We start from the raw sequence: 17,925 nt of genomic DNA, 5'->3' as shown, positions 1-17,925 counted from the left end.
AGAAGTGTCCTTTTTTGACTGCAATCCTATAAAATCTGCTTCGTTATCCTTTGCTCGGGTGAATGAACCCAGCGAGCGAGGCAGTCTCCCGCCACAACCGATCATGAGAGCTGGTCATGTCAGCCTGCAGCGGAGCTGAAATCGGTTGGAGATGCCGATACATTCGCTCATCTATGAACCAATCGCCTTCTTCAATTTGCCGTGCCGGCTCGTCCTTCCAGACATCGGTCAAGGCCGGACTATAAGCGCGGTATGAAACAGATAGTTCGGTTCGATCGGGCGGGATCGCCTGCTTCACAAAGCGGTGCGGCCAATAGTCTGCTCTCGATCCCGTATGAGGGGCCGCGCGCATGAAACGAATAGCATGATTATAAATATGGGGCGTATGGAATAACAGCGCATACAGCTTCTCCCCGAACGCTATGCGTTCATCTAAGTCAGTAAAGTTCTCTAAATTAAGCCCAACGAGCGGAATCGCTTCTTCCTCTCGTAGAGATGGAACGCCAAGCGGGAAAATGACTTGATTCATCTGCAGCCAACCATGCAATTGGAAATCCCATTCATTAAGCACATGTGCCTGGTAGGTGGGATTGCGCATAACTCTGCCTTCAATGACGTTCTGTTCGTTAATAATAAGTGCTGTCGTGAGCAGCGAACTTGTCTGCTGTACCCAGAAGCCGTCCCAGAATGGGGTCATGAAGGCAGATACGCCAAAGGCAGGAAGCAGATGGAACAGGCTCTTGCCGGCTCGGCGGCTGGCTGCATACAGCAGCAGCTGTGGATAGGCATCATGGAATATGAGTGCATTCGATCGTTCCAGCACTCGGTAGGTCCACAATCTATGGTTCGCACTCATAATGCGGGGCAGCCATTCTCCCTGCAAATCAGTCATACTCCAGCCGCCATTACGTGAGACCATATGCGCGAGCAGGGCCCAATGCAGCTCTGGGTAAGACTGATAGATTCGCGCATAGGCTGCGGTGCGTGTAATATTGTTGCGATTGGCTGTACGAACAGAGCTCTGAATTTGCCGGATGATCCGCCATTCCTCCGCTGAGAATTCCGTATCTCCTCGCTCTCGAAAGCTGCTGGCTGTTCCTTGCTGACGTACTTTCTCATTCAGCAGTCGGCTGGCCTGCTCTTCCGCACGTTTGGCTGCGGCGCGATTCCAATCAAACGACGGGCGTTCCCGCCATTGTAAGAGTTGTTGATAAAGTTCATTCCAAGTTGAACGGACGACACTATATGCCGTATCGAACGAGTGACGCATCAGCTGTATCGCGTGGCGCATGCGCTTGGACAGATTGGACAGCATCGATTGTTCCCCTCCATTTCGAGACGACGATACGTGACCGAATTCATTGATTTTCTTCATAGTATGCCCAAAAACAGCCGTAGACGTTCATGTGTGGGGTTTGACTTTTCCATTCTCCAAATGTTATAAGTTCAAGAAAGCAGAAGTATCATAATACATCTGTTGGATGTTGGATAAGAGAAGTTCCATGTTAGATTTTGTGAACTTAGTAGGGAGTGAAGCGTGTATGGAAAGAATAGAAACTGTTGAGCGGTTCAATGAGATCATTGCACAAGACGAGCCAGTTGTAGCGATATTTAAGACATCCTGGTGCCCAGATTGCCACTTCATCGATCCTTTCATGCCTGAATTGGAGACGAATTATGCAGGTAAGGTGACATTCGTTGAAATCGATTCGGAGAAACTCCTTGATGTTGCACAGCAATACCACATTCTTGGTATTCCAAGCTTCGTAGCCTTCAAGGGCGGCAAGGAAACCATTCGCTTCGTGAACAAGCTGCGTAAGACTCGTCCTGAAATCGAGCAGTTCGTTGATCGGGCAATTGCAGTATCTGCAGCTGTATAATAAGATGCACATATGAGAACCGTCCCGCTGGTGGGGCGGTTTTTTTATTGCCTTGAAAGGGAGTGCAGAACGATGTACATCCGAAGCAAGCCGATATTATCTGAAGTCAATCTTGTACATGAGGTAAGGGGGCTGATGCATCGAATTGGAAGTGAAAGATGTAATATTTGTCACAAATTAGCCGTACACTCAGCTAGGAAATCTTGTATAATGGAGGACGATTGGAACTGTTTTCATAATTTGTAATGGCAAAAAATTGAACAACGGGTCAGGTGAAACTAGTGAACGCGAACATCTACCGGATATTGAGGCGGTTATCTTACGCGGTTTGCATCGGTATGTTTATCGTAGTGTTAAACGGGGCGCTTGTAACGAAGACAGGCTCCGGAAGTGGCTGCGGCACGGATTGGCCACTATGCAATGGCAAGTTTGTTCCGGCATATACGATCGAATCCATGATCGAATATTCTCATCGATCTGTGACGGGTGTTGTAGGATTGCTTGTTCTGGCCTTGTTCATCTACGTTCTTCGCTATGCGAAGCATCATCGTGAGGCTCTATATTACTCTTCTCTCACCTTATTATTTACTATTATACAAGCAATTATGGGAGCGCTTGCGGTAGTCTTTACCCAGTCTCCGCCTGTTATGGCGCTTCACTTCGGATTCTCGCTGCTGGCGTTCGCTTCTTCCTTCATGATGAGTGTAGTGGCAAGGCGCTACGAACGCGGCATCGATTCTACATCTGTTGTAAACTCCGTTCGTGCAGAATTTAGGTATGGGGTATGGTTCACACTTCTATATACGTATATCGTAATATACGTAGGGGCATTTGTTAGGCACACGGACTCTTCAGGGGCATGCATGGGCTGGCCGCTGTGCAACGGGGAGTTGATTCCGGAGCTGTCGGGGGGGACGGGAATTGCCTTCATGCATCGTGTGGCAGCAGCACTATTATTTGTTGTAATCGCGATTATGTCACATTTTGCTTACCACAACCACAAGGACAATCGCGAGATTCAGTTGTGCGGCATTTGGGCGCTTATCCTATGTGCAGCACAGATTGCAAGCGGCGCGGTCGTTGCGAGTACGATCACGAATCCTGACTTATTCCTATTTGCAAGCTTATTACATACGGTATTGATTTGTGGACTGTTCAGTGTACTCTGTTATATGAGCATCCGTGTCTGGCAGCTGCGGCAAAAATAAGGATCGCTTCTCTTGGCTGTGATGGTGGTAAGAAGAACCGAAGAAGATTGAGTTTGAGTTATAGAATGGATTCAGTGGTTATAAATAAAGAAGCAGATCGCTTACTGTTGGACAATGGAGATTGTCAACGAGAGGCAAGCGAGCTGCTTCTTTTTCTCTGAGAAACATTCATTGGATTAGGCGCCTTCCTTTACTTGCTGTGTTTCATTCGAGTGCGCACCGAGCAATACGATAGATGCGGCAGCCTTTGCTGCTGCCAACCAGCGAACATTCCACGGCTTGCGTACGATAACTTGATTGTTGCTTTTCATACCATTCTACCTCCAATTATTTTTGATGTGTTCCCTTTGATGACCTCATTATACCTGTAGACATTCTGCTCGTACCATGTAATCGGCTTACGGCTATCTTACAATGTCGTAATAATGTCGTAAGTTGTCTGCTCGGTCAGGCTTTAGGTTCATCAAAAAAACAGCTATACTACAGAAGAGGAAGTTTTCGTTTGTCATCAATGCCCGCTTGTGAACGCAAATTATTGCAGACATCCTGCGGCATCCATGTAACTGTTCATGTACAGCAACACAGATACGCTTATTTTTTTCAAGGAGGGCTCGTAGTTGTCATTTACGAATATACGCGACTTTGTCGACACGCTGAAGCGTGAGAATGACCTCGTCGTTATTGAAGCGGAAGTTGATCCGTATTTGGAAATTGCAGAAATTCATCGACGCGTCATTGAAGAGGGAGGTCCTGCGCTTCTATTCACCAATGTGAAGGGCAGCCCCTTTGCAGTGACGACGAACCTGTTCGGTACGATGCGCCGGGTGGATATGGCCTTCGGAACGCGTCCTGAGCAGCTCGCGAATAAGTGCGTAGAGGCCGTAAACCGTCTAATGCCTCCATCGCCGAAGAAGCTGTGGCAAGAGCGTTCGACGGTGAAAGAGCTCCTTAGCCTTATGAAGGTTGGCATGAAGGATGTATCTTCTTCGCAAGCTCCAATTATGCAGGTGAAGCGTACAGACAAGCCGATGCAGGGCTTGCCGGCATTGACGAGCTGGCAGCTGGACGGAGGTCCATTTATTACGCTTCCACTGGTCTATACCGAACATCCGGAGCTGAAGAGCGCTGATCACAATCTCGGTATGTACCGAATTCAAATTTACGATGACAGCACGACAGGTGTGCATTGGCAAATTCAAAAGGGCGGCGGCCTCCATCATCATGAGGCTGAGCTGCGCAATGAAGCGCTTCCGGTATCCGTCATCGTGGGCGGGCCGCCAGCGCTGATCGCGGCTGCGATCGCTCCACTGCCGGAGAAGCTCCCTGAGCTGTTGATGGCATCATTCGTCATGGGTGAGCGTCTTCCAGTGGTAGATAGCGGATTCGAAGGACATCGCATCCCAGCGGAAGCAGAATTCGTTATCCAAGGGTACGTTCCACCACATGAGCGCCGCATGGAAGGGCCATTTGGCGACCACTACGGATATTACTCATGGGCGCATGAGTTCCCGTTCCTGAATGTGAAGCACATGTACCACCGCAAGAATGCAATCTACTCAGCTACAATCGTGGGCAAGCCGCGTCAGGAAGACTACTATTTGGGCGAGTACCTGGTTAGATTGTTGTCGCCAGCGTTCCCGATGGTGATGCCGGCGGTACGCAAGGTACATCCATATCCAGAAACAGGCGTTCACTCGCTTGCAGCAGCTGTTGTACGTGAGAGCTACTCTCGTGAGGCGCTTCTGTCTGGCTTCCGTATTCTTGGCGAAGGGCAGCTTAGCTTGACGAAGTTCTTGATGTTGACGGATCAGCCGGTTGATTTAGAGAACTTTGCAGAGCTTACGGAAGCGGTGCTAGAGCGCTTCAAGCCAGAGACGGATCTGTACGTGATTAATAATACGTCCCATGACACACTTGACTATACGGGGCATAAGCTGAACCATGGCAGCAAGGGGATATTGCTCGGCGTGGGCGATGTAGTCCGTGAATTGCCTGGCGTGTACGAAGAAGGCCCGATCGATGAGATTAACGATGTGGCTGTATTTTGCCGTGGCTGCTTGACAATGTCAGGTGCTTCGTATGAAGCAGAACCACAGCTGGCGGAACGATTGCTACATCGTCTTGCTGCACAAGAGACGAAGTGGCCGCTCGTCTTCCTCGTTGACGACGCTCAGGTTGCCAATACGCAGTTGTCGTTCTTGTGGACGGTGTTTACGCGATTTAACCCCGCATCAGATATATACGCGGCAATGGAAGTCCGTAATCACCATCTCTCGTATAAATTGCCAATTGTTATCGATGCCCGCATGAAGCCAGGCTACCCAGATGAGTTATTCCCGCGTGAGGATATTGTGGAATTGGTCGACCGCCGTTGGAAAGACTATTTCCCAAACGGAATTAAGCGGGGGTGAGTTCCATGCTGCGCAGCTTGTTCGGGGAGCCGCCCCGTGTTGACAGCGGAACGTTGAAGGATGCAATGGCGGGGATGGACAATTATTTGGAAGCAATACGCAGTCGCATGGAGGGAACAGGCGATCCCGATCACTTCTGGCGCAAGATAGAAGTATGGACAGTCGGACTGAAGACCTCCTTGGATGAACTGGAACAAAGCGTATATGCGTCTGACAAGTTCGCCGATCGTGTGTCGAAGCATTATGAGGCCGAGATGTCTGAATCGGAGCAGGATGATTATTACCGGTACGTCTATTTTTATAAAAATGGATTTATTCGCGTGTTCTCGATCTTGGACAAGCTTGGAACGCTGCTGAATACAGTGCTGTCCTTGGAGACCGAGAGGGTGAAGCATCATTTCTCTTACTTTACGGTGCTTCGCCAATTGCGCTTCAAGGGACAGCATCCTGAATTGGAACATGCCCTGCTGGCATTGAAGGAGCAGCATGAAGATGCGCTTCAGCGGCTGCGCAAGCGACGCAATATGGAGATTCATCATATGAACCCAGAAATGCAGGATGATTTATGGCAGCGGCATCGCAGCTTGAATGACAAAATTAAGCTTGAGGATATTCAGGCCAATGTGGCAGATTTGCAGCATGGTCTGGAGATGGTGTGTGGTGCATTAATCCATGTGTTTCGACTGCTTCCCATCAAGTAATGGAATTGAAAAGGGAATAAAAGTTAATTGACAACTTTCACCTGCTGCATTATACTCAACTTAATTTCATAACTGTTTTCTTATCAAGAGTGGCGGAGGGACAGGCCCTGCGAAGCCCGGCAACCGATCTTGCAACCCGGATGCATAACAATAAGTTATGTGATTGCAAGATGTCAATGGTGCTAATTCCTTCAGAACGTAATGTTCTGGCAGATAAGAAAGGGAGAGTCGATTTTTCATCTGGTTTCTTCACAGAATACCGAACGTTCGCCCCCTTTTGGCATCTGCCAAGAGGGGGCTTTTTGCATGAACGAGCGTCCCCAAAATGGAGAAGTGAAGGCAGCCAAGGCAATGTGGTATATTTGGCGACAGTTATTGAGAGGATACAGCATACGAATAGATGAAGATAAGGCTGTAGCGCCTATCTATTCTAGAATGTGGCTAGCATGAAGGAAGGTGACGATTCCGTTGATTCGGTTGGAACATATAAGTAAGCAATATGGTGCTAACGGTAAGGTGCAAGGGCTGCTGGCACTGGATGATGTGAGTCTGTCGGTTGAATCTGGCGAGATTTATGGCATTATCGGCCATTCAGGTGCAGGGAAGAGTACGCTGCTGCGCAGCATTAACCTGCTCGAGCGGCCTACGGCAGGCGTAGTTGAGGTAGACGGCGTTAACTTAACGAAGCTGTCGAAGTCGGCGCTGCAGCAGCAGCGGCGCAAAATCGGGATGATTTTTCAGCATTTTAACCTGCTCAGTTCAGCAACGGTATATGACAATATTGCATTTCCGATGCGCCTGGCGGGAACATCCAAGGATAAAGTAGAGAAGAAAGTAAATGAGTTGATTAGGCTTGTTGGTTTGGAAGAACACAAGCATAAATACCCGGCTCAATTGTCCGGTGGACAAAAGCAGCGCGTAGGGATTGCGCGTGCGCTTGCGAATGATCCGAAGGTGCTGCTCTGTGATGAAGCAACCTCGGCGCTAGATCCGCAGACGACGAATGCGATCTTGGAGCTGCTGCTCGATATTAACCGCAAGTTCGGAATTACGATCGTGCTAATCACCCATGAGATGCACGTCATCCAAGCGATATGCGACAAAGTTGCCGTTATTCATGGCGGGAAGATTGCTGAGGCAGGCAAGGTTGTAGACGTGTTCTTGAAGCCTCAGCATCCGGTAACGCGCGAATTCATTCTTGAAGAGCGCAGCGATGCGGATATTCAGCCTTGGGCGGCATTCAAGAGCCAGGCTGCTGAGCATTCCCGTGTTGTGAAGATCAACTATTTGGGTGATGTCACGTATGAGCCGGTGCTGCATCGTGTCCTTACGGAAGCGGGCGTCAGCTTCGCAATACTGCAGGGAACGATCTCTCGGATGAAGGATACTCCTTACGGCCAATTGGTCGTTCGTCTAGATGGCGACACAAGTGCTGTAGAGCAATCATTATCTTCTCTCCGGGCGCAGGGTCTTGAAGTGGAGGTGATTGCGTGATGAATTTCGATTTCTCTACTGTCAATTGGAGCGATGTGTCTTCGGCTACTGGAGAAACATTGCAGATGATGCTGTTCTCTGTACTATTCACCTTCCTTGTTGGCTTGCCGCTAGGCGTGCTCTTGTATTTAACTGGGCGCACGGGTAGCAGAGCTGGGAAGATCGTATATAGTATCTTGTCATTCATTGTGAACGTGCTGCGTTCAGTACCGTTCGTTATTCTAATGATTGCGATCATACCGATTACACGAATTGTAGTAGGCACATCTATCGGTGTAGAAGGAACAATCCCGCCGCTCGTTATCGCGGCTGCACCATTCTTCGCTCGTCTCGTGGAGACGTCATTGCGTGAGGTTGATCGGGGCGTTATTGAGGCAGCACAGGCAATGGGAGCATCCACTTGGCAGATTGTATATAAGGTTCTGCTGCCCGAAGCGATGCCAGGCTTGATTGCAGGGACGACGATAACGGCAGTTACGCTCGTATCGTATACAGCGATGTCAGGTCTTATTGGCGGCGGCGGTCTCGGTGACCTAGCGATTCGCTACGGATACCATCGCTATGAGATTGAAATGATGATCGTGGCGATCGTTATTATGGTTATACTCGTACAGGTGCTGCAATGGATTGGCGATGCATTTGTTCGCCGCTATACAAGGAAATAAAAAATATTGTGCTGAGTCGGTCATTTCATGGTTGACGGCAGCACAAAATATGATATAATCCCAGTAATTCAATTGGAATTATCGGTAGTTACGAGTTGGATGAAATGATCATTTGAATCAAAGCCTAATAGGCATAGGAAGCACGCTCTTAGGAGCTTCAACTTACAAATATTCATCAATTAAAATGGGGATCTTGGAAGGAGTAGTGAATGACATGAAAAAGTGGACTTTTGTATTAACGCTTATTACACTCGTAGCGGTACTCGCTGCTTGCGGCAACAAAAATACAGCAGGCGATAACACGAACGCATCTGGTGAGGCAGGCAAGTCTGGCACAGAAAAAGTGAAGCTTGTCGTAGGTGCAACACCTGTGCCTCATGCAGAAATACTGAATCATATCAAGCCGAAGCTGGCTGAGCAAGGGATTGAGTTGGAAGTTAAGGAGTTCACGGATTATGTTCAGCCGAACGTACAAGTGCACGAGAAGCAGCTTGATGCGAACTTCTTCCAACATAAGCCGTACTTGGACAATGAAGTGAAGACGAAGGGATACAACCTTGTAACTGTAGGCAATATTCACGTTGAGCCTTTCGGAGGTTACTCCAAGAAGATTAAGTCGGTTAGTGAAATTGCAGATGGCGCAACGGTATCGATTCCGAACGATGCAACAAATGGAGGACGTGCGCTGCTCTTGCTGGAGAAGCAGGGCATTATTAAGTTGAAGGATGGCGTAGGTCTGGAAGCAACGGTTAACGACATTGCTGAGAATCCGAAGAACTTGAAGTTCAAAGAGCTGGAAGCTGCAATGCTGCCTCGTACGCTGGATGAAGTTGACTTCTCGCTTATCAATACGAACTATGCACTGCAAGCGAACTTGAATCCTACGAAGGATGCGTTGTTCATTGAAGATAAGGATTCTCCGTATGCGAACATCTTGACGGCTCGCGAGGACAACAAGGATAGTGATGCTGTGAAGAAATTGCTTGCAGCTTTGCAGTCTGACGATGTGAAGAAATTTATTGAAGATAAATACCAAGGTTCGATCGTACCTGCATTCTAATTGTAGAATACTTTCAATGAGAGAAGCCCTAGAGGCAAGCTGCCTTTCGATAAGAAAGGTGGAGCTTGCTGCTAGGGCTTTTTTCTTTGTAATCTAGGTGGAAGGGATTCAAGTGCATTGCATTACGGAGCGGGACAGTCTGTCTACATCAGTGTCCAATGCAAAGTTGTTCTGCCAAGGCAAATATCTTATACTGAACGTGGAAGTTCTTTGAAGCGCTCAAAAGGAGGATTACGACGTGGAACAGCAGCGTAAAATTGCTCTTATTACGGGGAGCGCCAAAGGCCTCGGGAAGATGACAGCTATGACATTGGCCGAAGCCGGGCATGATATTGTCTTAAATTATGTACATAGCGAGGCAGAGGCTGAAGCACTGCGGCTCCAGCTCGAGAAGACGGGAATACGGTGTATTGCCATTCGCGCGGATATTTCCAAGCCGGAGGAAGTGAAGCGGCTCGTTACTGAAATGAATGAACGCATCGGTATGGCTGATATTGTGGTGAACAATGCTGGGCCGTTCATCAGAGAGCGGAGATTGTTCGCGGATTACTCGGAAGAGGACATTATGTATTTATTGAATGGGAATCTAAGTGGTGTCATACTGCTCGATCATTTGCTGCTCGGATCGATGCGGAAGAAGGGATGGGGGCGCATTATTCATTATGGCTTCGGCCATGCGTCTGAGGCGCGTTCTTGGCCGCATCGGGCGGTGTATGCCGCAGCCAAGGTGGGACTAGTGTCTTTCACGAAGACACTGGCGGTAGAGGAAGCACAGAATGGCATTACGATGAATATGATTTGCCCTGGCGATATTCGTGGTGACAACAAGGAGCGAAAAATCGAGGATGTACTTCATCTAACCGATGACGAAACGCCGCGCGGCCGTCCCGGCAGTGGTGAAGATGTGACACGAGTCATCCGCTTCCTATGTGAGGATGCTTCTGACTTTATAACTGGTAATATTATTAATGTCTCAGGCGGACTCGATCCTATTCGTACAACGATTAGCTCGAAATCCTAATGCTGCAAGTACGCCCGTCGGCTGACAGACACAGCGGTTGCTGTGCCCTGTTGGAACGAGGGCGTTTTCATATTTTGGAGAAGAAGGATGGACGGGATGTGGGATGTCCTAACCTCTTTCTGATTTCGCGTGATAGGTGGTATGAAGATATGAGTTGGCTGACCAAGCAATTGGCGCAAGCAATCGTCTCACGGACGATGCAGGTCATTGGGTACAATGTAAATGTGATGGATGAGCGTGGGCGGATCATTGGCTCGGGCGACCTGTCCCGCATTAATCAAAAGCATGAAGGGGCACTCATTGCCATTGAGCGCAAGGGAAGGTTCGAGATCGATAAAGAGAGTGCACGCAATCTTCAGGGTGTTATGCCGGGGACGAATCTTGTTATTCAATTTCGCGGAGAAGTTGTCGGCGTTATCGGGATTACGGGAGATCCTGCTGAAGTGACGAAGTATGGGGAACTTGTCAAGATGACAGCTGAGATGTATTTGGAGCAGGCGGATTTGTTGGAAAAGGCGCGCTGGGATAAGCGGATGAAGGAGGATTTCCTCTTATCGGTCATTCATGCGGAACCGGGAGATCAAGCCATGCTTCGCCTGCAGGCGGAACGAATAGGCCTGAAGCCGGACAAGCCTCGTGTTGCTTGTATTCTGGAGCTTACGGATGAACAGGATGCGGATTCAGTGCCTACACTGCGCAGAGTTGTAGAACTGTTGGAAGGGCGGCCGACAATTGATCTTATCGCGATACGGAATACGCGGCAAATCGTCCTATTCAAGCCGCATTTGCACCCACGGAAGCCGAATATGGATATATGCGAGGGAATACGGCAAATTCGGAAGTTGCTGGAAGAGAAGCAGATTGCACCTCTTCGTATCGCGGTGGGCAAGGCTTATTCAGGAATCGATGGGCTCATCGCATCCTATCGCTCTGCTCAAGATACGATGCGCGCGGGTCAAGCAATCCTTCCTGAGCATACGGTCTATTATAGTGAGGATATGCCAAATGAGACGGTGCTGGCGAATGTGGGCCGCAGCTGGGTTACGGATGAAATGGAGCAGATGTGGCAGCGATTCATCCAAGAAGATCGGAGCGGGGAATTGAGGCAGACTCTGCAGGTGTATTATGAGGAAAGCGGCGAGCAGCAGCGGATTGCACAGCGGCTGGCCATCCATCGCAACACGCTCCGTTATCGTCTTCAGCGGATTGCGGATGTGACAGGCAAGGATCCCAAGAGCTTTCGCGATTTGTTTACGTTAATGTCGGCGTGGTGGATTCACGCGATGCTGCGCAGTAATGAGTCTTAGCCAGTTAACAATGGAAAGGCTGAGCATGTCTATTTCATGTATCTTATTTCACATACCGGCCTGATAGCAGCAAGACAAAGGTTGATGGATCTTGTATTGTGCAATTGAACAAAAAATACACTTTTTAAAGCGCTTCATTTCATGTTTATGCATGATGAAGCGCTTTCATATTGGAGGTAAAGTAAAGGTACAACAACGAAACACTGCATCTTCAAGGAGGATGGGGACTATGACAGTAACGGTATCTGTACTCGGTGCACTGGCGGCTTTAGTGGTTGCTATCGTGCTTATTTTACGAAAAGTCCCACCGGCGTACGGTATGATGATTGGCGCGCTGGTAGGCGGCGTAGTCGGAGGAATTGGTTTAATTGACTCCGTAACGCTAATGATGGATGGAGCCAAGACGATGATTCCAGCAGTGCTGCGAATATTAGCAGCAGGTGTTCTTGCAGGCGTATTGATTGAATCAGGCGGAGCGAAGACGATTGCAGAGACATTAGTACGCAAGGTAGGCGAGACTCGCGCATTGTTCGCACTAGCTTTTGCAACGATGGTGTTGACAGCTGTTGGTGTATTTATCGACGTGGCGGTGATTACGGTGGCTCCAATCGCACTTGCAATTGCGCAGCGTGCAGACTTGTCCCGTATGGCGATATTGCTCGCTATGATTGGGGGAGGCAAGGCAGGCAACATTATGTCGCCGAACCCGAACGCGATTTCTGCGGCGGACGCTTTCCATATCCCGTTGACTTCGATAATGGCAGCAGGAATTATCCCAGCTTTGATTGGTTTGTTCGTAACGTATTGGATTGCGAAAAAGTTGTCTCATAAAGGAACGAAGGTAGCAGGTGTAGAGCAGGTGGAGGATAGCAAGGAGCAGCTTCCTAGCTTTCTTGCTGCAATGATGGCGCCAATAACAGCAATTGCATTGCTGGCCTTGCGCCCGATTGCAGGCATCGCCATTGACCCCATTATCGCTCTCCCTGTTGGTGGTTTAGTAGGGGCACTCTGTATGGGACGCATTACACAGATTAACCGATATGCAACCTCTGGACTTGGCAAAATGACGGGTGTTGCCGTCATGCTTATTGGGACGGGGACACTTGCCGGAATTATTTCGAACTCACAGTTGAAGGATGTTATTATCGATGGCTTGACGGCTTCAGGCTTGCCAGCCTATTTACTTGCACCAATCAGTGGTGCCTTGATGTCTCTGGCGACAGCGTCCACAACTGCAGGTACTGCGGTAGCAAGCTCGGTATTCGGTTCGACCATTATGGAGCTTGGCGTCGCATCCTTAGGGGCAGCAGCAATGATACATGCGGGTGCTACGGTATTCGACCATATGCCGCACGGCAGCTTCTTCCATGCCACTGGCGGCAGCGTGAATATGGCGATGAAGGAACGTCTTCGTCTTATCCCCTATGAAACGCTAATCGGTCTCGTGCTCGCTATCGTATCTACGCTCGTATTCGGTGTCTTCGGCTGGTTCTTGTAAGCCAAGGACAATACAATGTGCTGGGACAAGGCCGTAAACCTCGCAAGTTGTGCAGGTATAACTGAGGAACTTGCTGGTTCGTAATGAGAGACAGGTAAAGGAATAGAAATAGAAATAGAAATAGAAATGTAGATAAACAGCTAATGTACAACTCGGAGAGAAAGTCAGATTGGATGGATAGGAGTGGATCAGTATGAAATTCGTAATTGCTCCAGACTCTTTTAAAGAAAGTTTGTCTGCGTGGGAAGCGTGTCAGGCGATTGGCCGCGGCTTAGGGCGGGTATTCCCGGAGGCGGAACTCGTATATGTACCGATGGCAGATGGCGGAGAAGGGACCGTGCAGTCGCTTGTAGACGCGACAAGCGGCCGAATTGTACGGACGACAGTAACCGGGCCGCTTGGAACACCTGTGGAAGGATTCTATGGTGTCTTAGGCGATGGCAAGTCCGCAGTTATTGAGATGGCTGCGGCATCGGGACTGGCGCTTGTTCCACCGGCACAGCGGAATCCACTCGTTACGACGACGCGGGGGATGGGAGAGCTAATCCTATCCGCATTGAATGAGGGGGTAGAGACGATTATCCTGGGGCTTGGAGGCAGCGCTACGAATGATGGCGGCGCTGGGATGGCTCAAGCGCTTGGTATTCGGCTGTTAGCTGAGGATGGAACGGAAATTGGTGATGGAGGCGAAGAGGTCGGCCGCATTGCACATATCGATTTGGGCGGTGTTGACCCTCGGCTTGCGAAGGTGAAATTCGTCGCGGCTTGCGATGTCGACAACCCGCTTATCGGAGAGCGGGGAGCATCGGCAGTATTTGGCCCCCAGAAGGGAGCTACGCCGGAGATGGTGAAGCAACTGGATGCGAACTTGGCACACTACGCGGCGAAGCTACGGGAGGACGTCGGTTGTGATGTCGCCCATATGCCAGGCGCGGGGGCGGCCGGAGGGCTTGGGGCAGGCGTGGTGGCTTTCCTGCAAGCTGAATTGAAGCGAGGAGTAGATATTGTCATCGACGCAACCGGCTTAGCAGATCATGCAGTTGATGCTGATGTGGTCATTACCGGTGAAGGCAAGATTGACGGGCAGACCATTTACGGCAAGACGCCAATCGGCGTAGCGAAGACGGCGAAGCTGCATGGAGTACCAGTTATCGGTATTGCGGGTACGCTTGCAGCTGGACATGAAGTGGTTCATGAGCATGGTATCGATATGGTGTTCACGATTGTTCCGGGAGTTACGACATTGGAGGAGGCCTTAGGACAAGCTGCTGACAATATGGAACGTACTGCTTATAACATTGGCATGGCCTTGAAGCTTGGAATTCAGTTGAAATAACGGAAGAATGATGGGGAACAAGCTGCAGTTAAGCGAAGCAGCCGCAGCAGTAGCAGCTATCCAGCAATGTCGCTGTACCTATTATTTAGCAGTGATAAGTTAACGCAATGATATGATTCGGGATTGAAAAAAGGCTGTCCCCGGCAGATTCAACTGCTGGTGGACAGCCTTCCTTCTTATGAAGTCCAATTATTCAATTTAGAATACTTGTACGACTTCTGTAATGCCTTCCACTTCTTCCACCAAAGCGCGCTCAATCCCCGCTTTCAATGTGATCGTGGAGCTTGGGCAGCTGCCGCAAGCGCCCATCAGGCGAAGCTTAACGATGCCGTCTTCAACATCAACCAATTCAACGTCGCCGCCATCGCGCTGCAAGAACGGGCGCAGTTTATCCAACACTTCCAGCACTTCATCGTAAACTGTGCTTTGTGCATTTTCACTCATCTATGACAACTCCTTTCATCCATGCTGATTTTATTATATTATAAAGCTATCCGAATTCAAAGGCGCAACATGAAAGCGGGGGATAATGTCAATGCGGCCAATCATAGAGTTTTGTGTGAATAATATGCATCACGGGACAGATAATGTCATGAAGCGCCTAGAAGGCAACCCGGAGTATGACGTGCTGGAGTATGGCTGTCTAGGGAATTGCGGGGAGTGCTACATGTTTCCGTTTGCATTAGTAAATGGTGAAATCGTTGCTGGGGAAACGGCAGATGAGTTATATGACAAAATTATGATCAAAATAGAGGAAATAAAAGCATGGGAGCAGCTGGACATCGATTGATGTCGCTGCTCCCATGTTTTGTTAATCATAGAATGTTGCAGGTATTATCCGAAATGGTTCTTAGACATCCATAATACACCGCTCTTAATGACGCGAGGCACATACCCTACAACGGCACGCTTGCCAACAACGCCGAAGCCGGATTTTTTGCCTAATGCACCAAGCACGCCCTTCAGCTTAATTTTACCTAAGCGAGGAGTTTCCCCGTTCCATCTCGCCCGAATGACATCCGCAATCTGCTCCCCTTGGGCGCCTGCTGCTTGTGCGCTAGGCGAGAACGGGAGGCTTGCGCAATCTCCTACAACGAAAACATTCGGATATTCGGGAATGTGATGATATTCGTTAATGATGACACGGCCCTGTGGATCCTTCGCAACTTGGAGCTGCTGTACCGGAGCAACAGGCTGAATGCCGGCAGTCCATACGGTAACGTCCGACAAAATCTCTTCTTCAATGTCTTCTTTCCGGTTATAGATGACTCCATCCTCGAGGTGGCTCACATTCACAAAAGAACGAAGCTCAATATGGTGCTCAAGGAACCAGCCAGAGACAAAGTGAGAGAGCTTCTCCGGGAACGCAGATAGCACGCGCGATCCCCGATCCAGAATCCGGATATTGAGATCAGGTCGGCTCTCACGCAGCTCTGCCGCCATTTCAACACCGCTAAGCCCACCGCCCACAATGCTTACGTGTCCGTATGGACGGATGTCATTTAGCAATTGATAGGTGCGTCTTGTACTGGCGAGTGATTGAATGCTGTTGCCGAACTGCTCGGCGCCTGGAATGCCATGATACTTATCCGTGCAACCCAGACCGATGACTAGATGATCATAGGCGAGTGCATCTCCATCTGTGAAGTGGACAATCTGCCCGTCCAAATCAATGGATTGTACATTCCCATAATGAAGGTGCACGCGCGGATCATCCGGGAAGGACACGCGAATGTCCATATCAGACACCGTTCCGGCTGCTAGTGCATAATATTCCGTCTTGAGGCCTTGATAAGGCATGCGGTCAACTAATACAAGTTGTACATCGGAAGGCAGCTCGCCCTCCAACAACCGACTAATGATGGCCAATCCTCCGTAGCCGCCACCGAGTATGACGTATCGTTTCATCTGTTCGACTCCCCCCATGTTGCCGAAAAATTAAGATGGTAGGTGCTGCGCCGCAAGCGGCGATTACGTCGTATGGCTCCACTCATTTGCCTGGGACGCGATTCCGTGAAGCCAGCTGGAAGCCATGTCTTCGGTGTTATGAATCGTGCCCGCGGTTGCTGATTCTCTGTTGTATTATCCAATAGGGTCATGCATTACCTCTATCTCTCTAATATGCTCAATGATCAATTACATCGACATTACTCATATATCTTTATCGGATTGTAGAACGTATCGCGTTCGATTGGCGTACGGCCTGCTCCCTTAATGAGCCATACGAGTTCATCGCGCGTCAAACCTTCCGGTGTAAGCGCGCCGGCTGCATGACTAATGCGTTCCTTCACAAGCGTGCCGTGCACGTCGGAAGCACCGAACGTAAGTGCAACTTGTGTCAACTGGGTTCCGATATTGATGAAGTACGCTTTAATATGTTGAATGTTGTCCAGCATAAGGCGGCTGATCGCAATTGTCTTCAAGTCTTCATACGCGGAGTTGCGGCGCTTGATGCTGGCTTTAGGACTCTTCGGCTGCATAGACAATGGGATGAATACTTGGAAGCCATTCGTCTCATCTTGAAGTTCGCGGATCGAGATCATATGGCGAATACGATCCTCATGCGATTCGATTGCGCCGTACAGCATCGTTGTATGTGTCTTCATGCCAAGTTGATGTGCTGTACGGTGAACTTCGAGATAGCGCTCAACGCCAGCTTTCTCGACACGCATCTTCTTCCGATATTCATCGGATAGAATTTCTGCTCCTCCACCTGTCAGAGATTCCAGTCCGGCATTCATTAGCTCTTTAAGCACCTCTTCAATGCTCAAGCCGCTGATGCGTGTGAAGAAATCAATTTCAGCTGCTGTGTACGCCTTAAGTGTGACGTCCGGATACTTCTCGTTCAGTGCACGAAGCGAATCTACATAATAAGAGAACGGTACATGCGGGTTGTGTCCGCCAACGATATGGAACTCGCGTACGCCCGGATGGATGTGCTGATCTACGAAGTCAATCATTTCTTGACCGGATAATGTATAAGCACCTTCGTCTCCTTGATCTTTACGGAAGTTGCAGAATGCGCAGTGCGCTTCGCATACATTCGTGAAGTATAGGGACATATTTTCAATAAAATAAACATTTTTGCCGTTCTTGCGCATGTTCGCAAGATTTGCCAATTGACCCAAGGTCAACAGGTCGTCCGTTTCATACAAGTAAACGCCATCCTCAAGCGTCAGGCGCTCACCGCGTTCGACTTTATCTGCGATTTCGGCCATACGTGGATCGGCATGACGCGTCATGACTGTAGTCATACACAGGCCCCCTTCAGGTAAGGTATCTTTTTACAATTCAGCACAATATGCTGTTGTTGACAAATAAAAAACTCCGCGGCGGATAAGTTC

At 49.2% G+C, this 17,925-nt stretch carries 18 protein-coding genes and 1 riboswitch; of the genes, 13 read left to right on the top strand and 5 right to left on the bottom strand.

The window, feature by feature from the left end; translation table 11 throughout:
* Nucleotides 1–43: 43 nt before the first annotated feature.
* Nucleotides 44–1,315, bottom strand: a complete 1,272-nt coding sequence (locus BLS15_RS20855) for a DUF2515 family protein (RefSeq protein ID WP_021252615.1) — start codon at nucleotides 1,313–1,315, stop codon at nucleotides 44–46.
* A gap of 226 nt (nucleotides 1,316–1,541) precedes the next feature.
* On the opposite strand from BLS15_RS20855, the gene BLS15_RS20850 reads away from it, so the two are divergent.
* Nucleotides 1,542–1,880: a thioredoxin family protein gene (locus BLS15_RS20850; protein ID WP_090513623.1), complete on the top strand. Its 339-nt coding sequence runs from the start codon at nucleotides 1,542–1,544 to the stop codon at nucleotides 1,878–1,880.
* A 281-nt stretch (nucleotides 1,881–2,161) separates the two neighbouring features.
* Nucleotides 2,162–3,088, top strand: coding sequence for a COX15/CtaA family protein (locus tag BLS15_RS20845; RefSeq protein WP_028533719.1), 927 nt, complete (start codon nucleotides 2,162–2,164; stop codon nucleotides 3,086–3,088).
* A 176-nt stretch (nucleotides 3,089–3,264) separates the two neighbouring features.
* Here the strand turns inward: BLS15_RS20845 and BLS15_RS29865 are convergent, their stop codons facing one another.
* The gene (locus BLS15_RS29865) at nucleotides 3,265–3,399 is read right to left on the bottom strand and encodes a hypothetical protein (RefSeq protein ID WP_268633095.1); all 135 of its coding nucleotides are present in this window, start codon (nucleotides 3,397–3,399) and stop codon (nucleotides 3,265–3,267) included.
* A 306-nt stretch (nucleotides 3,400–3,705) separates the two neighbouring features.
* Here BLS15_RS29865 and BLS15_RS20840 point away from each other — a divergent pair, with 306 nt between their 5' ends.
* The 10 genes from BLS15_RS20840 (at nucleotide 3,706) to BLS15_RS20800 (ending at nucleotide 14,581) form a co-directional block, all read left to right on the top strand.
* Nucleotides 3,706–5,499, top strand: coding sequence for a UbiD family decarboxylase (locus tag BLS15_RS20840; RefSeq protein WP_090513620.1), 1,794 nt, complete (start codon nucleotides 3,706–3,708; stop codon nucleotides 5,497–5,499).
* 5 nt (nucleotides 5,500–5,504) lie between these two features.
* Nucleotides 5,505–6,200: a Cthe_2314 family HEPN domain-containing protein gene (locus BLS15_RS20835; protein ID WP_090513616.1), complete on the top strand. Its 696-nt coding sequence runs from the start codon at nucleotides 5,505–5,507 to the stop codon at nucleotides 6,198–6,200.
* A gap of 77 nt (nucleotides 6,201–6,277) precedes the next feature.
* A riboswitch (SAM riboswitch) is annotated at nucleotides 6,278–6,420 on the top strand.
* A gap of 86 nt (nucleotides 6,421–6,506) precedes the next feature.
* On the top strand, nucleotides 6,507–6,650 hold the full coding sequence (locus tag BLS15_RS29115) for a hypothetical protein (RefSeq protein ID WP_155987357.1): 144 nt from the start codon (nucleotides 6,507–6,509) through the stop codon (nucleotides 6,648–6,650).
* A gap of 18 nt (nucleotides 6,651–6,668) precedes the next feature.
* Nucleotides 6,669–7,694, top strand: coding sequence for a methionine ABC transporter ATP-binding protein (locus BLS15_RS20830; protein ID WP_021258552.1), 1,026 nt, complete (start codon nucleotides 6,669–6,671; stop codon nucleotides 7,692–7,694).
* The gene (locus BLS15_RS20825) at nucleotides 7,694–8,359 is read left to right on the top strand and encodes a methionine ABC transporter permease (protein ID WP_021252621.1); all 666 of its coding nucleotides are present in this window, start codon (nucleotides 7,694–7,696) and stop codon (nucleotides 8,357–8,359) included. The genes BLS15_RS20830 and BLS15_RS20825 overlap by 1 nt, the downstream gene beginning before the upstream one ends.
* A gap of 214 nt (nucleotides 8,360–8,573) precedes the next feature.
* Nucleotides 8,574–9,419, top strand: a complete 846-nt coding sequence (locus BLS15_RS20820) for a MetQ/NlpA family ABC transporter substrate-binding protein (RefSeq protein WP_021252622.1) — start codon at nucleotides 8,574–8,576, stop codon at nucleotides 9,417–9,419.
* 238 nt (nucleotides 9,420–9,657) lie between these two features.
* A complete protein-coding gene (locus BLS15_RS20815) occupies nucleotides 9,658–10,440 on the top strand; it encodes an SDR family oxidoreductase (RefSeq protein WP_090513613.1) in 783 nt (260 codons plus the stop codon).
* 149 nt (nucleotides 10,441–10,589) lie between these two features.
* Entirely contained in the window at nucleotides 10,590–11,747 is a 1,158-nt protein-coding gene (locus BLS15_RS20810) for a sugar diacid recognition domain-containing protein (protein ID WP_021252624.1), read from the top strand.
* A 229-nt stretch (nucleotides 11,748–11,976) separates the two neighbouring features.
* The gene (locus BLS15_RS20805; RefSeq protein WP_021252625.1) at nucleotides 11,977–13,245 is read left to right on the top strand and encodes a GntP family permease; all 1,269 of its coding nucleotides are present in this window, start codon (nucleotides 11,977–11,979) and stop codon (nucleotides 13,243–13,245) included.
* Nucleotides 13,246–13,438: 193 nt separating this feature from the next.
* Complete coding sequence (locus BLS15_RS20800) at nucleotides 13,439–14,581, top strand: glycerate kinase (protein WP_090513610.1); 1,143 nt, start codon at nucleotides 13,439–13,441, stop codon at nucleotides 14,579–14,581.
* Between the two features lie 198 nt (nucleotides 14,582–14,779).
* On the opposite strand, the gene BLS15_RS20795 is transcribed toward BLS15_RS20800, so the two are convergent.
* Nucleotides 14,780–15,025: a NifU family protein gene (locus BLS15_RS20795; RefSeq protein WP_021252627.1), complete on the bottom strand. Its 246-nt coding sequence runs from the start codon at nucleotides 15,023–15,025 to the stop codon at nucleotides 14,780–14,782.
* A 91-nt stretch (nucleotides 15,026–15,116) separates the two neighbouring features.
* On the opposite strand from BLS15_RS20795, the gene BLS15_RS20790 reads away from it, so the two are divergent.
* Complete coding sequence (locus tag BLS15_RS20790; protein ID WP_021252628.1) at nucleotides 15,117–15,371, top strand: YuzB family protein; 255 nt, start codon at nucleotides 15,117–15,119, stop codon at nucleotides 15,369–15,371.
* A 44-nt stretch (nucleotides 15,372–15,415) separates the two neighbouring features.
* On the opposite strand, the gene BLS15_RS20785 is transcribed toward BLS15_RS20790, so the two are convergent.
* Nucleotides 15,416–16,489 (bottom strand): NAD(P)/FAD-dependent oxidoreductase, encoded by a 1,074-nt coding sequence (locus tag BLS15_RS20785; protein WP_090513606.1) that lies wholly within the window; start codon nucleotides 16,487–16,489, stop codon nucleotides 15,416–15,418.
* A gap of 239 nt (nucleotides 16,490–16,728) precedes the next feature.
* Nucleotides 16,729–17,835 (bottom strand): aminofutalosine synthase MqnE, encoded by a 1,107-nt coding sequence (gene mqnE / locus BLS15_RS20780; protein WP_021252630.1) that lies wholly within the window; start codon nucleotides 17,833–17,835, stop codon nucleotides 16,729–16,731.
* Between the last annotated feature and the right edge of the window lie 90 nt (nucleotides 17,836–17,925).

The sequence above is a fragment of the Paenibacillus sp. cl6col genome, assembly GCF_900102125.1.
Lineage (GTDB): Bacteria > Bacillota > Bacilli > Paenibacillales > Paenibacillaceae > Paenibacillus_B > Paenibacillus_B suaedae.
Note: the sequence above shows the minus strand (reverse complement) of the source record. Positions and strands in the feature narration are given on the sequence as shown.

Bases quoted from the DNA above. Each gene is read 5' to 3' on its own strand.
- BLS15_RS20820 (WP_021252622.1), top strand. From the start codon at position 8,574: ATGAAAAAGTGGACTTTTGTATTAACGCTTATTACACTCGTAGCGGTA.
- BLS15_RS20835 (WP_090513616.1), top strand. From the start codon at position 5,505: ATGCTGCGCAGCTTGTTCGGGGAGCCGCCCCGTGTTGACAGCGGAACG.
- BLS15_RS20805 (WP_021252625.1), top strand. From the start codon at position 11,977: ATGACAGTAACGGTATCTGTACTCGGTGCACTGGCGGCTTTAGTGGTT.
- BLS15_RS20855 (WP_021252615.1), bottom strand. From the start codon at position 1,315: ATGCTGTCCAATCTGTCCAAGCGCATGCGCCACGCGATACAGCTGATG.
- BLS15_RS20795 (WP_021252627.1), bottom strand. From the start codon at position 15,025: ATGAGTGAAAATGCACAAAGCACAGTTTACGATGAAGTGCTGGAAGTG.
- mqnE (WP_021252630.1), bottom strand. From the start codon at position 17,835: ATGACTACAGTCATGACGCGTCATGCCGATCCACGTATGGCCGAAATC.
- BLS15_RS29115 (WP_155987357.1), top strand. From the start codon at position 6,507: ATGAACGAGCGTCCCCAAAATGGAGAAGTGAAGGCAGCCAAGGCAATG.
- BLS15_RS20785 (WP_090513606.1), bottom strand. From the start codon at position 16,489: ATGAAACGATACGTCATACTCGGTGGCGGCTACGGAGGATTGGCCATC.
- BLS15_RS20850 (WP_090513623.1), top strand. From the start codon at position 1,542: ATGGAAAGAATAGAAACTGTTGAGCGGTTCAATGAGATCATTGCACAA.
- BLS15_RS20790 (WP_021252628.1), top strand. From the start codon at position 15,117: ATGCGGCCAATCATAGAGTTTTGTGTGAATAATATGCATCACGGGACA.
- BLS15_RS20800 (WP_090513610.1), top strand. From the start codon at position 13,439: ATGAAATTCGTAATTGCTCCAGACTCTTTTAAAGAAAGTTTGTCTGCG.
- BLS15_RS20825 (WP_021252621.1), top strand. From the start codon at position 7,694: ATGAATTTCGATTTCTCTACTGTCAATTGGAGCGATGTGTCTTCGGCT.
- BLS15_RS29865 (WP_268633095.1), bottom strand. From the start codon at position 3,399: ATGAAAAGCAACAATCAAGTTATCGTACGCAAGCCGTGGAATGTTCGC.
- BLS15_RS20810 (WP_021252624.1), top strand. From the start codon at position 10,590: ATGAGTTGGCTGACCAAGCAATTGGCGCAAGCAATCGTCTCACGGACG.